Source organism: Nostoc sp. (assembly GCF_054880495.1).
Genome location: NZ_JBTYKD010000198.1, coordinates 1 through 12,396, shown reverse-complemented (window position 1 = coordinate 12,396; position 12,396 = coordinate 1). Strand labels below are relative to the sequence as shown.

13 protein-coding genes are annotated in these 12,396 nt (G+C 42.2%); 8 read left to right on the top strand and 5 right to left on the bottom strand.

Features of this window, described 5'->3' with window-relative positions:
* Nucleotides 1-219: 219 nt before the first annotated feature.
* The gene (rbsK, locus tag ACYTXL_RS18715) at nt 220-1,146 is read right to left on the bottom strand and encodes a ribokinase (protein ID WP_461926057.1); all 927 of its coding nucleotides are present in this window, start codon (nt 1,144-1,146) and stop codon (nt 220-222) included.
* Between the two features lie 473 nt (nt 1,147-1,619).
* On the bottom strand, nt 1,620-3,302 hold the full coding sequence (locus tag ACYTXL_RS18710; RefSeq protein WP_461926056.1) for a SulP family inorganic anion transporter: 1,683 nt from the start codon (nt 3,300-3,302) through the stop codon (nt 1,620-1,622).
* A gap of 301 nt (nt 3,303-3,603) precedes the next feature.
* Between ACYTXL_RS18710 and ACYTXL_RS18705 the strand changes: the two genes are divergently transcribed.
* The 3 genes from ACYTXL_RS18705 to ACYTXL_RS18695 are packed head-to-tail and all read left to right on the top strand — an operon-like array spanning nt 3,604 to nt 6,281.
* Nucleotides 3,604-5,412: an ABC transporter ATP-binding protein gene (locus tag ACYTXL_RS18705; RefSeq protein ID WP_461926055.1), complete on the top strand. Its 1,809-nt coding sequence runs from the start codon at nt 3,604-3,606 to the stop codon at nt 5,410-5,412.
* 39 nt (nt 5,413-5,451) lie between these two features.
* Complete coding sequence (ccmS, locus tag ACYTXL_RS18700) at nt 5,452-5,880, top strand: beta-carboxysome assembly chaperone CcmS (protein ID WP_461926054.1); 429 nt, start codon at nt 5,452-5,454, stop codon at nt 5,878-5,880.
* 59 nt (nt 5,881-5,939) lie between these two features.
* Nucleotides 5,940-6,281 (top strand): AlbA family DNA-binding domain-containing protein, encoded by a 342-nt coding sequence (locus ACYTXL_RS18695; RefSeq protein ID WP_461926053.1) that lies wholly within the window; start codon nt 5,940-5,942, stop codon nt 6,279-6,281.
* Here ACYTXL_RS18695 and ACYTXL_RS18690 read toward each other — a convergent pair.
* From ACYTXL_RS18690 to ACYTXL_RS18680, 3 genes are all read right to left on the bottom strand, one after another.
* Entirely contained in the window at nt 6,265-6,663 is a 399-nt protein-coding gene (locus ACYTXL_RS18690; protein WP_461926052.1) for a hypothetical protein, read from the bottom strand. The genes ACYTXL_RS18695 and ACYTXL_RS18690 overlap by 17 nt on opposite strands.
* A 12-nt stretch (nt 6,664-6,675) precedes the next feature.
* Entirely contained in the window at nt 6,676-6,984 is a 309-nt protein-coding gene (locus tag ACYTXL_RS18685) for a hypothetical protein (protein WP_461926051.1), read from the bottom strand.
* A 94-nt stretch (nt 6,985-7,078) separates the two neighbouring features.
* A complete protein-coding gene (locus ACYTXL_RS18680) occupies nt 7,079-8,461 on the bottom strand; it encodes a cytochrome P450 (protein WP_461926050.1) in 1,383 nt (460 codons plus the stop codon).
* A 314-nt stretch (nt 8,462-8,775) separates the two neighbouring features.
* On the opposite strand from ACYTXL_RS18680, the gene ACYTXL_RS18675 reads away from it, so the two are divergent.
* The 5 genes from ACYTXL_RS18675 (at nt 8,776) to ACYTXL_RS18655 (ending at nt 12,013) form a co-directional block, all read left to right on the top strand.
* On the top strand, nt 8,776-9,408 hold the full coding sequence (locus tag ACYTXL_RS18675) for a ParA family protein (RefSeq protein ID WP_334827347.1): 633 nt from the start codon (nt 8,776-8,778) through the stop codon (nt 9,406-9,408).
* A 2-nt stretch (nt 9,409-9,410) separates the two neighbouring features.
* Nucleotides 9,411-10,151, top strand: coding sequence for a hypothetical protein (locus ACYTXL_RS18670; protein WP_461926049.1), 741 nt, complete (start codon nt 9,411-9,413; stop codon nt 10,149-10,151).
* A 773-nt stretch (nt 10,152-10,924) separates the two neighbouring features.
* Complete coding sequence (locus ACYTXL_RS18665; protein WP_292801208.1) at nt 10,925-11,236, top strand: BMC domain-containing protein; 312 nt, start codon at nt 10,925-10,927, stop codon at nt 11,234-11,236.
* Between the two features lie 85 nt (nt 11,237-11,321).
* Nucleotides 11,322-11,672: a carbon dioxide-concentrating mechanism protein CcmK gene (locus tag ACYTXL_RS18660; RefSeq protein ID WP_334908567.1), complete on the top strand. Its 351-nt coding sequence runs from the start codon at nt 11,322-11,324 to the stop codon at nt 11,670-11,672.
* A gap of 110 nt (nt 11,673-11,782) precedes the next feature.
* On the top strand, nt 11,783-12,013 hold the full coding sequence (locus tag ACYTXL_RS18655; protein WP_461926068.1) for a ribbon-helix-helix domain-containing protein: 231 nt from the start codon (nt 11,783-11,785) through the stop codon (nt 12,011-12,013).
* The last annotated feature ends 383 nt before the right edge of the window (nt 12,014-12,396 follow it).

Here is a 12,396-nt window from a genome sequence, read left to right as displayed (position 1 = left end):
ATGAAATGTGCTGTAAGATCAAACCTCACCCTCAATCCCTCTCCGTGAGTTCGGAGAGGGAAGCCGGAGGCAGGGTGAGGTTTTATATTTAATTTGACCTACTTACTTATCTCACAAAAAACTGCCAAGCTCTCATCTGGTTTTGAGGGCTTTTTATTGGCATTGATTGCTACACCATATTATTAAGAATATTTTAATTGATTGACAAAAGGCGCTTTATTATAAAGTCTCAGAGATGCTAAGAAACGCATCAAATATAAACCTATCTGGTAGCGAAGTTTGTGCGCCTGGTTTTGTTGTTGCCAAAGCACCTGCTGCTGCACCCCAAACAACTGCCTGATGTAAAGAAAGTCCTTCAAAAAGTGCCGCAGTTAAGCCGCCATTAAAAGCATCGCCAGCAGCTACTGTGTCAACCGCATGAACTGGAAACGCCGGTACAAAAAACTTTTCCTCAGCAGTGGCACAAAAAACACCTTTAGCACCCAGTTTAACGATCACACATTTCACACCCCGTTGTAATAAAACTCCAGCTGCTTTGGCTGCTTGTTCCTCTCCATCCACCGGAAAACCCACTAACTGCGCTGCTTCAATTTCATTCGGTGTGATAATATCCACTAACGGGTAAAGTTCGTCTGGGAAATCAGATTGGGCGGGTGCAGGGTCGAGAATTACCCTTATTTTGGTTTTTCTGGCGGCTTTTGCGGCTGCAACCACGGCAGTAATCGGAATTTCTAATTGTAAAAGCAGTGCTGTAGCTGATGGTAATAAATGGGACAATCGTTCGACATCTTCTTGATTGACACATCCATTTGCACCAGGAATTACAATAATTTGATTTTCACCAGCATGATTGACGGCGATGATGGCGACTCCAGAACTAACAGTCTCATCGACGAAAATATGATCAATCTGCACACCAGATGCTTGCAAATTGTTGACAAGTTCTACACCAAAACCGTCTGCACCGACACGCCCCACCATTTGAGTAGGAATTCCCAATCTTGCTAATGCTACGGCTTGATTAGCTCCTTTACCTCCCGAAACTTGAAAAAAGTCTTCTCCTAGCAACGTTTCTCCTGGGAGTGGTAATCGGGGTGCTGTTGCTACCAAGTCTATATTGATGCTGCCGAAGACGATAATGCTCATGATGCTTATTGTTGTTGATCGTCAAGTCATTCAGCTTAATATTACAGGAACACACAAGTCTGAAATAGCTAATTAACCAAGGTTTTACCCCACCCTAACCCTCCCCTTATAAAGGCTACGGTGTATACACAAGTCTCTCTTGATGCAATTTACGGTTTATTGAATAGCCCAAAGAAACCTCAAAGATTGGTTCTGCTACGCAAAACCTGTCCCTCTCCGTGAGTTCGGAGAGGGACTAATTAGTAAGGAGAGAAACTCAAGTCAGGACTCTTTGAGGTTTTGTTTTGGCTAATTCGATGACTTGTGTATACACGGTAGCCTTATAAAGGGGAGGGAACTAGATTTCTTGTTTCCCCCCAATATATCGAGGGGATTAAGGGGGGTAATTCGACAATGCCATTGCAGGTTAAAAGACTTGTGTGTACACCGTACCCTTTATAGGAAGAGAGACTTTGATTATTCGCAAAATATTGTCATTCATTTAATTCCATCAATTCTTTGGTTTTCAAATCAGCAGCTACCGGTAGAGAACATCCTGCAATCTGAGGAGAGATAGAGCAAATCGCATCTGTCGTTGTTTCAAAACAATTTGATAACCCAATTGTTTTTAACAATCCTGAACGTTCTAGTAGTTGTTGGACTTTGGGTTGTAAACCTGTGAGAATTAAGCGGCAATTATGCCGTTCCATGTCATGATAAATATCCTCTAAGGCTACTAACCCAGTTGTGTCCATATTTGGCACAAACCGCAACCGCAGAATTAAATACTTCACTTCCGGTTCATCGCGGAGGAAGGTAGCAAACCGTTCAGCAGCACCAAAAAATACGGGGCCATCTACCCGATAAACGGCAATTTCCTTACCTAATTCCAGAGGAGTACCAGGAGGAAATACTTCGGTTTCAGGTATTTTAACTAGGCTTAAATCGCTCATCCGTTTGATGAACAAGGCTCCAGCTGCAATCAATCCCACTTCTACAGCCAGAACTAAGTCAAACAAAATTGTCACTAGCCAGGTGAGAATCATCACAGCAAAGTCGGAGTAGGTAGCACGCATTAACAAACCAATGCCTTTCCACTCAATCATCCGCCCGCTAACTACCATTAGAATCCCAGCAAGTGCCGCTAAAGGAATCTGTGCTGCTAAGGGTGCCAAAGTTAAAACAATAATCGCTAAGGCAACGCCGTGAATTACCCCTGATAGTCGGGTTTTGCCGCCAGAACGGACATTGACAACAGTCCGAGCGATCGCACCTGTTGCGGGAATGCCACCAAAAAATGGCACAATAATATTTGCCAATCCTTGACCAATTAATTCGCGATCGCTATTATGTTTTTCGCTCACCGTCATCCCATCAGCCACCACCGCCGATAGCAACGATTCAATACTTCCCAGTGCTGCTAAAGCCAAAGCTGGATTTATCAGTTCCCGAATCACGCTAAAATCATTCCAGTGGGGAATACCTTGGGGCATCGGTAAAGATTGCGGAATGTTGCCAATTGTGGGTACATCCAGATGGAAATAAGAAGCGATCGCTGTTGCCAACACCAACCCCATTAAAGAACCCGGTATTGTAGAATTAATCCTAGGCCACAAAACCGTGGTTGCAATCACCACTATTGCCAACCCAACAGCAGCCCAGTTTAAAGCTTCTACATGACTTGCACTTTGCCAAAGTCCCGGCAAAAAATGTTCGCTACGCGGTAGTTGTAAGCCAAAGAAATTATTTAATTGACCACAAAATATAATCACGGCAATACCATTGGTAAAGCCTGCCGTCACTGGATAGGGAATAAACTTCACTAGCTGTCCAAGTTTGGCAACCCCTAAGGCAATCTGGATAATCCCAGCCATCACCCCAGCAATCCAAACTTTCTCAATGCCGTACTTGGCGACAATTCCCACCAAAACCACAGCCATTGCGCCTGTTGGTCCTGTAATCTGTACTGAAGAACCGCCAAAGATTGCTGCGACAATTCCCGCCACAATCGCGGTGTAAAGTCCAGCTTTTGGTTCTACTCCACTCGCTACCGCAAAGGCTAAAGCTAAAGGTAAGGCTACTACTGCTGCTGTCAGCCCTCCCGTCAAATCGCCACGCAGTCCACTAAACAAGCGTCCCAGACGCTGTGGTTCTTGGAGGATATCTGAGATTGCCATATTCAGTTTCAACTCTCATACAGAATTTGCTGATACATACATTGATGTGATATGATATCCGGGCAATTAAGCATAATACCCGGAACCCCAAAGAGCCTGCGGGGAAAAGCACCTTTATTATAGACATCGGGGAAAAAAGTCAAAATTATATTGTGATTAGCTTGTTTTTGCGATCGCTCGAACAGATTACAGTAGATATAACTAAAATTGCGTTTGCGTAGCGTACCGTAGGTAATCGCTCATCGTCAGACTCAGGACTTCGTTCTGTGTTAATATCAACTGCACGAAACCGCAAAAAGCCGTGGCTACTGTATTAAAATCTCATCGGGTATCAAGAAGGCGTAAACATTCAACGCATCCTCTCCAGCGCTTGCTTGAGTATGGACACCAGTATCGTAAACAAATTTGGCTGGCGACTACTTATTCTATCCTGAATAAATTTTTTGACTTAGCACCACCCGGCTTAATTGGTGTGGCGGTGGATGTGGTAGTCAAGCAGCAGAATTCCATAATTGCACAGTTAGGGGTACGCGATGTCTTTCAACAACTTTTGATTATTTCCTTCCTGACTGTGATCATTTGGATACTAGAATCTATTTTTGAGTACGCCTACGCTCGACTTTGGCGGAATTTGGCTCAGAATATTCAGCATGACTTGCGTTTGGATGCATACAAACATTTGCAAGAGTTGGAATTGGCTTATTTTGAAGAACGCAGCACTGGCGGTTTAATGTCTGTCCTCAGTGATGATATTAACCAATTAGAGCGATTTTTGGATGGAGGAGCGAATGATATTATCCAAGTTTCCGCAACTGTTGTAATTATTGGCGCTGCTTTCTTTATTTTGGCTCCTAGTGTAGCGTGGATGGCTTTGTCTCCAATGCCGTTTATCCTCTGGGGTTCCTTTGCTTATCAACGATTACTTGCACCTCGCTACGCCGAAGTACGAGAAAAGGTAGGTTTCCTTAATTCGCGTTTGTCAAACAATATCAGCGGAATTACTACTATTAAAAGTTTCACCGCCGAAACTTATGAAGCCTCTCGTTTGGAATTAGATAGTGATGCTTATCGCCGTAGTAACTCTAAAGCAATTACTCTTTCTGCTGCTTTTGTCCCGTTAATTCGGATGCTGATTTTAGTGGGTTTCACGGCATTACTGTTGTATGGCGGGATGGCAGTAGTTTCTAAACAAATGTCTGTAGGTACTTACAGCGTATTAGTGTTTTTAATCCAGCGCTTGCTCTGGCCTCTAACTAGATTAGGCGAAACATTTGACCAATATCAAAGGGCAATGGCTTCTACTAATCGAGTCATGAATTTGTTGGATACTCCTATCGCCATTCATACAGGTGATGTGGCGTTACCTGTGAATGAAGTGCGCGGCGAAGTGCAATTTAAAAATGTTTATTTTGCCTATAAAGATAGATTTCCAGTTATTAAAAATCTGTCTTTGGATATTCCCGCAGGAAAAACGATCGCAATTGTCGGTTCAACTGGTTCTGGTAAAAGCACTTTAGTCAAACTTTTATTGCGATTATACGAAGTGCAAACAGGAAGCATTACTGTCGATGGCATTGATTTACAAAGTTTGAATTTACAAGATTTACGCCGTTGCATTGGTTTGGTAAGTCAAGATGTCTTTCTATTTCATGGCACTGTAGCAGAGAATATTGCTTATGGTAGCTTTGAAACTACAGAGCAAGAAATTATCACGGCGGCGAAGGTAGCGGAGGCGCACGAATTTATTATTGAATTGCCCGAAGGTTATGAGACAATTGTGGGGGAAAGAGGACAAAAGTTATCTGGTGGACAAAGACAACGGATTGCGATCGCTCGTGCAGTTCTCAAAAATCCGCCCATTCTGATTTTAGATGAAGCGACCTCGGCGGTGGATAATGAGACAGAAGCCGCAATCCAGCGATCGCTCGAACGGATTACAGTCGATAGAACTACAATTGCGATCGCACATCGTCTTTCTACCATCCGCAATGCCGATTGCATTTATGTCATGGAACATGGGAAATTAGTAGAGTCCGGAACCCATGAGCAATTGCTGGAGAAAGATGAGATTTATTCTAGTTTTTGGCGTGTACAGTCAGGTTTGAGATAACTTTCACGCAAAGTTTTGTGTCTTCATTACAAATTATTTATGTTTTTTGGTAATAGTCAACCAGAATCAGGTGATACCAAGTGGCGTCGCCAGTTGGATAGGTTTGTGAAAGCAAATCAGCAGGAATTGGCGGCGCTTTTTTGGGGATTGTGGTTAGCAAATGGTGACAGTCAGGGTACTGTTGGTATTGATTTGCAACCAACGCCGCATTTTGTTTATTGTCCCAAAGAGCAGATAGATAAGTTAAATATTCAAGTTGATAATCGCCTTCAGGAAATTTTGGGAATTGTTGAGAATCATCAGCCGGAAATAGAAGTTGTGATGATTGGGATTGGGAAGGGGGAAATTAAGTTAATTCAGTTTGCACCGGAACCAGCACCACCGGCTTGTTTTGAGCAAGCTGGTAAGGATGTGGATGGGTTATTGGAAGTGCTGGAACAACGGATGAGTAACCATTTTTCAAGCTAATAACTTGATGAATATTATTTTTCTAATTAAACTTTGATGCGATAAAGGTCGATTTTTATATGTCCTCAAACATAAAGCAAACTAAACGTTGCAAAGAAGATTTTGCTCAATTTTTTGAATCTCCAAGTCGAGAAACTTTTCGTGAATTACTCCGCAACACTACAGGAGAGTATGATGATCTGGATTTTAAAAGAGAACTTATTTCGGATGATGAAATAGCCAAGGATATTCTTGGTATGGCGAATAAATCTGGTGGTGCAGTTATTTTTGGGGTTGAGGAAAAAAAAGAAGATAACAGCTTTAACTCTAAGGGATTGTCCGACTTAAATGATAAAACTGATTTTAAAAATAAAGTTGAAAAATATCTTCCGTCTCAGCTAGACTTCAGAGTTGTATCTTAAGCATTGGAGAATCGATATCTAAAAGCCAACTTTCATCAATAAACTCTAAATTTTCATTGTAAATAAGAACCAACTCGCCGAGCTTTTGAGCGTTATTACTTGCCGTCTGTGTGCCATAAACAGCAGAAGCTATAAGGAAAAACTTTAGTTGTAGAAAGCGTTCTTTGTGGGTAACGCCAATAGAGCTACTAACTAATTCTGCTTCTAAGAGACGAGGCAAAGTAATTGTTTCATAATATTTATCTTGTTCATCCCAGTAACCGCATATTTTATAATCAGATAGTTCCAGATGTTGTTTAACAAGAGTATTAACATCTAAAGTTTCTAATATTTCACTTAAATCTCGCCAAACTTGATGATTTTTTAATTCGAGTTTTGTCATAGTTGTGCGGGTTTAATGTTCTGTTACCAAACCAGGGAAGTGTAATATACCATCAATAAATTTTGCATGAAATCGGCGCTCGCTACCTTTACCTAATACTTTAGATTTCAAATCGTAGCCCGATTCTTGGGAAGTCACCAGCCCCACATTACCACGAGGAGGTACTTGCCCTTTATCAATGGCTTTTAAATGTTTGCCATTCTGATCGTATTTTAATGCAAACTTTATTTGTTCACTTGCAAATGAAACTAGTAGACCACTGGTTGACAAATATACAGCATTAGGTTGAATATCTTCCCAATTATTGGGTAAAGCTTCCATTTAATTTACTACTGATATACTAGTCGAATTTAATTCGTAATTCGTAATTATTACTCCATAGTAGGGTGGGGATTAAAATGCCCACCCTAATTGCCTAAACTAGGGCTGGTGTATTTGCCCGCTTAACTTGAGGTGTTGCAACCATCCGCATTCCGGCGGGTGTAGCTATAGTTAACCCACGGCGCACAGGACGCACAGGACGCTTATTCACCTGCGATACTTGAAATTCCGACAAAACAGTTACCAAGACAATTTTCATTTCATACTGGGCAAATGCCATCCCAATACAGCGACGATTACCGCCACCAAAGGGTAAATATTCATAAGGTGAATATTGTCTTTCTAAAAAGCGTTCTGGTTTGAACTGCTTGGATTGTGGGTAAACTTCTTCCCGATGATGCGCTAAATAAATACTGGGGACAATTACCGTTCCCTCTCGCAGTTCGTAGCCCATAATTGTAATTGGCGTCTTCACGATCCTCGGGAAAGCAGTCATGACTATTGGGTAAATTCGCAGTGTTTCTTGGCAAACTGCTGTCAAATAGGGCAATTTAGCGACATTACTCAAATCGGGATTAACTCCAATGGTGTTGAGTTCTTCTAGCAACTTCTCACGCACCTCTGGTAAATGGTCAATCCAGTAAAAAGCCCATGTCAATGCCGAAGCGGTAGTTTCATGTCCCGCAACTAGCAGCGTCATTAACTCATCGTGTAATTCTTCATCTGACATCCCTTGACCATCGTCGTCACGAGCCGCCATCATCAAACTCAGGATATCTTGGCGATTTTGCTCAGATTCAGCCCGACGTTCTCGAAGCAAAGCATAAATCAGTTGATCAATTTTTTGCCGTTGTTGCAGAATCCAACCCCACGGACTCCACGCACCAAAATCTTTTTGCATGAACTGGAAAAAGAAGGCGCTGGACATTACAGGCGAACTGATGAAGTCTAGTAAGTCACTTAGCGATCGCCTCAGTGACTCAAAAAGCTGTCCTTCATTCAAACCAAATACAACCCGTAGAATAACACGCAAGGTGATTTCTTGCATCGACTCACGGATATTAAAAGGCTTCTCAATTTGCCATTGGTTACTCACCTGTCGGGTTATTTCGCGGATATCCTGACCATAAGCCCGCATCCTCTCGCCATGAAAGGGAGGAGCTAATAGTTGCCGTTGACGCTGGTGGCGATCGCCATCTGATAACATGAAGGAGCGATCGCCAAGTAAAAATCTTAGTCCTATGTTCCCTCCCCCAACCTCAAAATACCTAGAATCAGCAGTAAAAATCTGCTCAAGCGCTTGGGGTTGACTAAAGTACACAAGATGGTTGTCAGACCGACTACTCCTGATTGTGAAAGTGTCACCATAGATTTTGGCAAAATCATCCACATATTTCAGTGGCTGACCAATAAACTTGATCATCCGCAGCCAGCGCGGAATTTGAGGACCGTCAGGCAAATTGTAAGTTGTTGTCATAGAATTTTGTGGAGTTGATGGCTTCTGAATTTTATTGTTACGAGTTTTCATGTTATTTAGGGTTACAGAAAGCGGTATATTCATTAATAGGGAGTAGGCTTGCCGTGAGCGTAGCCGAATGGGAGTGGGAAGTGAGGGAAAAGGATAATAATTAATTAATACTCCTAATAACTAACTTAGTACTCAACACTCTTTCAAGTCAGTCCATCATCAAAAAATCCTACAACCAAACATGAAAAAGATTTCTTTCCCTACTCCCCACTTCCATTCGACTACGCTCACGGCAAGCCCACTCCCTTTCCCTAGCTAAAGCAGTGCCAAAAATCATCGCTATTCTCAACGGTAAAGGAGGAGTCGGTAAAACGACTACCGCAGTCAATCTGGCTGCAAACTTTGCCAAGAAAAAAAAGGTGCTGCTGATTGATGCAGATATTCAAGGTTCTGCCAGTTGGTGGTTTGGGCGCAGTCAGCAGGGAATGGGATTTGATTTATCTCAAGAAACCGATCCCACACTTTTAGGTGATTTAGGAAAGATAACAGGTTACGATTTAGTAGTGGTGGATACACCTCCCGCGCTACGCTCTGAAGCATTAGTGGCGGTAGTTGCGATCGCAGATTATCTAGTTTTGCCTACACCCCCAGCCGCAATGGATTTAGCAATCCTCGTGGAAACAGTCAAGGAAGCCGTCATCCCCTTGGGAACCCCCCATCGGGTATTGCTCACCAAAGTCGATACGCGCAGCCTGGGGGAAGCGCAAGAAGCAAAAAATACTCTGACTCGCTTAGGTATTCCTACTTGTAATACCTTTATTCGTGCCTATAAAGCTCATGAACGAGCAGCACTTGAAGGTGTAGCGATTACTCAATGGCGAGGAGGAAATGCACGGGAGGCGGAATTAGACTACCGCCGTGCAGCTGATGAATTACAGCGTGATTGGAGAAAATAATAATGGCTAGGAAACAAAGTCTCTCTGACTTATTACAAGAAGAGGCGCAAAAATTCACACCCTCAGAAGGTGAACCTGCGATCGAAGTTACAGCAGAAAAAATTGTCGAAAAACAGGCTTCATCTGATGAGGAATCCTCAGACCAGACACCTGAATCAACTTCTATTAAGCGCACAAGTCCAACTAAGGTCGATTTAGAAGAAACTCTCAAAGAGTTGACAACTAATCTAGAAACAAGCCACAAAAAAGAAGCATCTCTTGGACAGGAGATTGCTAATTTACAATCAAAATTATCTCAGCAAAAAACATTAGCATCAGAACAACGATTAATAGCAGAAGAGCTAACAAAAGAACTTGACGAAACCAAAAAAACAGCACTACAACTTGCACAAGCAAATTCCCATCTGATAGAAGAAATTAATGCTTTAAAACAAACAGCAGAAGATAATTCTAAACTTGTTGTCAAAGAAACTAGCGCGATAAAACCAGTAAAAGAACAGTACAATCCATATAACCACAAAAAATCACATCGGCCATCGGAAAGACTAGCTCCAAATCAACCAGGTGAGTATGCTGATAGTGTTGTAAAAGAAACTAGTGCTATACAACCAGTAAAAGACCACTACAATCCACTTAATTACAAAAAATCACATCGGTCATCGGAAACACTAGCTCAAAATCAACCTCAAAATCAACCAAATGAGTATCCTGATAGTTCTAATGAGATGTGGTTACTTGACTAGAGTCAGATTAATTCGTAATACTTCTCTACGAGGGGCTGCGGCAACGGCTGCGCTCAGTACAAGTTCGTAATGACGCTCTCTAGGAGACGCTAAAAGCGTAGCTTGCTTCTCTGTAAGAGTACGATGACTCGCTCTCCGTGGCGCTAACGTAATTTGTAATTAAGAAACGGGTTTAATTTACCTACCAAATTTTCTTTCTTAGTAGTCTGGAATTAGTTGGTAAGTAGGTAGGCGTAATTAAACATAAGATCAAACCTCACCCTCAATCCCTCTCCGTGAGTTCGGAGAGGGAAGCCGGAGGCAGGGTGAGGTTTTATATTTAATTTGACCCACTTATATCATGTCCGCTTGATTACTTATTAAACCCCAAGAACCCCACCTCGCCAAAGCTACGCTTTGTCAAGGGGTGGGGGTGGGGTGCAATGACTATGGGAATCACAACTAATTACCCGGACATGATATTACTTATCTAAATCTTCAACTAAGTTTAATTACGAATTACGTTAGCAATGTTCGCGCAGCGTCCCCTATCCCCTAGTGAAGGAAAGCTGGGTAAAGTCTCGTGTAGCCCCGACTTCTAGTCACCAGGCAGTAATAAATTAGACTTTACAAACATCCTCTTAACTCCTCACTCCTGTACAGACGCGATTAATCGCGTCTCTCCCCACTCCCCAAAAATTATGGCATCAAAGAAAGTTTTCCAAAATGTCAAAATTTGGACTAAAGCCACGTACAATTAAAGTCGCCTATCCCTTAATCCAGGAGCTAATGCCATGCCAATGGCCGTTGGCGTAATTGAAACTTTAGGTTTTCCTAGTGTCTTAGCAGCAGCAGATGCAATGGTCAAAGCTGCCGGTGTGACAATTGTGTATTATGGTCAAGCCGAAAGCGCTCGCTTGTTAGTCGCCGTCCGGGGACACGTTGCTGAGGTAAAAAGAGCAGTTGAAGCCGGAATCGCAGCTGGAGAGGAAGTAAAGGTTGGTACAGTAATTACTTACTACATCGTTCCTAATCCCCCGGAAAATGTAGAAACCATATTACCAATCCATTTCACTGAAGAATCAGAACCTTTCCGCATTTTCTAAGCAATTTTGCGATCAAAATCTGTAGCCAAGCTTCGGACAATTAACTTGTAGTCCCCATATCGTTTATTCATACAGGAGATTAATAATGTCATTACAGGCAGTTGGAGCACTTGAAACGAAAGGTTTTCCTGCGGTGCTAGCAGCAGCAGATGCGATGCTAAAAGCTGGTCGAGTCACCCTCGTTGGTTATATCAGAGTAGGTAGCGCCCGTTTTACAGTTAATATTCGTGGCGATGTTTCTGAAGTAAAAGCTGCTATGGCTGCTGGTATTGAAGCCGCAGAAAATGTTTATGGCGGTACCCTAGAATCTTGGGTGATTATTGCTCGTCCCCATGAAAACGTTGAAGCTGTTCTGCCAATTGGTTACACAGAACAAGTCCAAGAGTATCGAGAATCTGTAGAAAATCCCATTGTTAGGTCATTGAACAGTAGATAAAGTCAACCCCCTGCGGGGGTTAGAACAAAGGTAATGCTGTTTTCTTAACTAGAGTTAAAATCATCAACATCCAACTTAAACCTGAACACGAGCAACTTATCTAAAGCCGAATTGCTAACGGTAGATATAAGAATGCTGATGATGTTATTGCATTAGCATTAAAACTGCTGGAGGAATGGGAAAAGGGTTATCAGGATTGGGAAGAAGAAACCCGTGAAAAAATAGCTGTTGGGCTTGGTCAAATCGAACGTGGAGAGGTGCTTGATGGGGAAGTGGTAATAGCACGACTTGAAAAAAATTGCGTCAAGCAACAATGTCAAGATCGGGATCGATTCCACTAACATTAACCCCCTTGAGATCAATCCCAGTAAAATCTTTTTCCCCAGCAGCATAACGTTTTCTCAATTCTTCGCCGTCCATAATTTAGCTTTATTATTGTTCAACACATATAAAATATTAACCACTAATTTACGTATATACACTTAATGACATCAAAATATAGTACGTAATTTAACTTAATAAGATTCAGTTAAGGCTTGTTCCTTCATAACCCTCCTTAAAAAAGACGGAATTAAGCCCATTTATTTTAAGAGGGGTTGGCGGGATCTTCCGAGGCAAAAATATCAATAACAGTTAGTAACTTTATGGACAAATGTCCTCAAGCCACTTTTCCCGGTGTTACTCGGAATGGGTAAACTGCAATACCCTCTATCCCTAAGCTAAA